Below are 2,348 nucleotides of genomic sequence, written 5' to 3'. Positions count from 1 at the left end.
CGGCCAATCAGCCGGGCGCGCGCCCTTCCCACCAACCGCCACGAGGGCGGTAGCCTCACTTGATGAAGCCGAGCGCCTTGACGGCGTCGTACTCTTCCTGGAGGGCCTTGATGTTGTGGTCGATTCCGGCGCGGGTCGCGTCGGAGATCTCGAGGCCGTCGACGACCTGCCACTCGCCACCATCGGAGGTGACGGGGAAGCCGAAGTTCAGGCCGGCGGGGACGCCGTAGTGCGTGCCGTCAGACATGACACCGGCGGTGACCCACTCACCCTCGGGGGTGCCGTGGATCCACGAGTACATGTGGTCGATCGCGGCGTTTGCAGCGGAGGCGGCCGAGGAGGCGCCGCGCGCCTCGATGATGGCGGCGCCGCGCTTGGCGACGGTGGGACGGTAGTAGCTGGACAGCCACTCTTCGTCCACGAGCTCGGTCGCAGGCTTGCCAGCAACCTTCGCGAAGGAGACGTCCGGGTACTGGTCGGCCGAGTGGTTACCCCACACGACGACGTCCTTGATGTCGGCGTTCGCGGCGCCGGTCTTGTGGGCGAGCTGCGCGATCGCACGGTTGTGGTCGAGGCGCATCATCGCGGTGAAGCGCGACGCGGGGACGTCCGGCGCAGCGTTCTGGGCGATGGTGGCGTTGGTGTTCGCGGGGTTGCCCACGACGAGGACGCGCACGTCGTCGGCGGCGCCGTCGTTGATGGCCTTGCCCTGGGGGCCGAAAATGCCCGCGTTGGCCTCGAGCAGGTCGGCGCGCTCCATGCCGGCGCGGCGCGGCATGGCGCCCACCAGGTAAGCAACGTTGGTGCCCTGGAACGCACGGTTCACGTCGTCGAAGATCTCAACGCCGGCCAGGGTCGGGAACGCACAGTCGTCGAGTTCCATCGCGGTGCCCTCGGCAGCCTTCACGGCCTGCGGGATCTCCAGCAGGTGCAGCTTGACGGGCACGTCCGGGCCGAACAGCTGGCCGGAAGCAATGCGGAACAGGAGGGCGTAGCCGATGTTGCCGGCTGCGCCAGTGACGGTGACGATACGAGGTTCTGCCATGATGTGGCGCTCCTTTACAGTTCCTGTGGGCGTGTGCCCTTCAGTCGCGGTGTTCCCCGCGCTCTGTCTCCTAGGATACGTCGTCCGTCACACTCAGACCCGGGCACCCAGTCCCAAGACAACCCGCCCAGACAGTGATCTACGACATATCGACCGGTCGGGCTCTCCACGCCGAGCCCATTCGGAACGTACAGTAGGAGCATGTCCGACAACCGTCCCAGCCCCTCCCCCAGCGCCGGTTCCGCGCGAGAATCAGCCCCTGCCTCGCCCCATATTGACGAGGCCGTGGCCCACTCCCACGATCACGCGCACTCTCCGGGCACCGAGCACGGCGCACACTCGCACGATCACTCCCATTCGTCGGCGTCCGCGGTGCGCCTGGGATGGGCGCTCGCAGTGACGGGAGCGGTCGTTGTTGCGGAGCTGCTCGGCGCCTTCTGGTCAGGCTCCCTGTCCCTGGCTGCGGACGCCGGGCACATGGTCGTGGACGCCTCCGGCCTCGTTATCGCACTGATCGCTGCGCGCCTCATGCGCCGCCCGCGCGACGAGAAGCACACGTGGGGGTGGGCGCGCTCCGAAGTCCTGGCCGCTGCCCTGCAGGCCGGCATGCTCCTTATCATCAGCGTGATGGTCGTGTGGGAGGGCGCGTGGCGCCTACTGTCCCCGCCCGAGGTCGAGGCCGGCCCCATGCTCCTCGTCGGCGTCATTGGCCTGCTCGCGAACGTCGTATCGCTGGCGATCCTGGCGGGCGGGCGCGAGGCGAACCTCAACATGAAGGCCGCATTCCTCGAAGTCGCGAACGATGCGCTCGGGTCTCTCGCGGTCATCGTCGCAGCCGGCGCCGAGTGGGCCCTCGGGTGGACGCGTGCCGACGCGATCGCCTCGCTCCTGATCGCAGTGCTCATGGCGCCGCGCGCGCTCACGCTCCTGCGCCGCTCCGTCGCAATCCTCATGGAGCAGGCACCCACATCCGTCGACGTGCGACAGCTGCGCGCACACATGCTGGACGTCGACGGCGTCCTAGACGTGCACGACCTGCACGTCGCGGCAGTCTCATCTCACCTGGTGACCGTCACCGCACACGTGACCGTCTCCGCGGAATCCGACGGCCCCAGCCGCGACCGCATTGTCCACCAGTTGGGCGAATGCGCATGCCACCACTTCCCCATCGCACACTCCACGTTCCAGCTCGAATGCCCGCAACACCGCGAGCACGAGCACCTCGGACATTAGAATGAAAACCCCTGTCGCTTGACAGGCGGTCAGTGGATTTGTAGGTTGAGGGCATGAGCGCAGATGTAGG

At 67.6% G+C, this 2,348-nt stretch carries 2 protein-coding genes; one reads left to right on the top strand and one right to left on the bottom strand.

Annotated features, from left to right (window positions below):
* Positions 1-55: 55 nt before the first annotated feature.
* Entirely contained in the window at positions 56-1,045 is a 990-nt protein-coding gene (locus HMPREF1137_RS08260) for a malate dehydrogenase (RefSeq protein WP_009054243.1), read from the bottom strand.
* Positions 1,046-1,246: 201 nt separating this feature from the next.
* Here HMPREF1137_RS08260 and HMPREF1137_RS08255 point away from each other — a divergent pair, with 201 nt between their 5' ends.
* Positions 1,247-2,278, top strand: a complete 1,032-nt coding sequence (locus HMPREF1137_RS08255) for a cation diffusion facilitator family transporter (protein ID WP_009054242.1) — start codon at positions 1,247-1,249, stop codon at positions 2,276-2,278.
* Positions 2,279-2,348 lie beyond the last annotated feature (70 nt).

The organism is Actinomyces sp. ICM39, assembly GCF_000282935.1.
Lineage (GTDB): Bacteria > Actinomycetota > Actinomycetes > Actinomycetales > Actinomycetaceae > Pauljensenia > Pauljensenia odontolytica_B.
Note: the sequence above shows the minus strand (reverse complement) of the source record. Positions and strands in the feature narration are given on the sequence as shown.

Bases quoted from the DNA above. Each gene is read 5' to 3' on its own strand.
- HMPREF1137_RS08260 (WP_009054243.1), bottom strand. From the start codon at position 1,045: ATGGCAGAACCTCGTATCGTCACCGTCACTGGCGCAGCCGGCAACATC.
- HMPREF1137_RS08255 (WP_009054242.1), top strand. From the start codon at position 1,247: ATGTCCGACAACCGTCCCAGCCCCTCCCCCAGCGCCGGTTCCGCGCGA.